Below are 632 nucleotides of genomic sequence, written 5' to 3'. Positions count from 1 at the left end.
AATGAAGGTGGAACAAGCGCATTTGCTGCAACTGCTGGCGCAAAACAGCCGTTTGCGTGAAGAGCTGGTGTTGAGCATGGTGCGCAATGACAACTACTCTTCCACCATGCAAGAGTGGGCGCAGCGTTTGGGGGTCGATCTGACATTGCCGCGCGTCGCCATGGTGGTGGAGTTGGACAGCGGGCAGCTCGGTGTCAGTACCGCGATGAGTGAATTGCAGCAGTTGCAATCGCTGCTGATGGAAACCGGTAAAGATGACCTGATGGCGATAGTTTCACTCACCGAAATGGTGGTGCTGAAACCCGCTTATCTGCACGCCGAACGTTGGGAGCCCGAAGAGCACAAGCGTCGCATGGTACAGCTTTATCAGCGCTTGCAACAGGGCAGCCCGCTTAAAGTACGCCTGGCGCTGGGTAACTTTTTCCCGCAGGAAGGGGGCGTGGTGCGCTCTTACCACACGGCGAAAACCACCATCAGCGTAGGCAAACAGCGGATGCCGGACGTGCACTGCTTCTGCTATCAGGACATCAAGCTGCCAGTACTGCTCGATAGCCTGCGCGATGGCTGGCAAGCGGCAGAACTGGTAAGCCCGTTGCAGCGGCTAAAAGCCAACGACGGCAACGGGGTGTTTC

Annotated in this window: 1 pseudogene; it reads left to right on the top strand. The window is 57.1% G+C overall.

What is annotated here, in order from left to right:
* Window positions 1-632: pseudogene (locus tag J5224_RS33725) on the top strand (carbohydrate diacid regulon transcriptional regulator CdaR); the annotation flags it as partial.

The sequence above is a fragment of the Candidatus Symbiopectobacterium sp. NZEC135 genome (genome assembly GCF_025962695.1).
The sequence above is the reverse complement of the archived record's forward strand: the minus strand, read 5'-3'. Positions and strand labels throughout refer to the sequence as shown.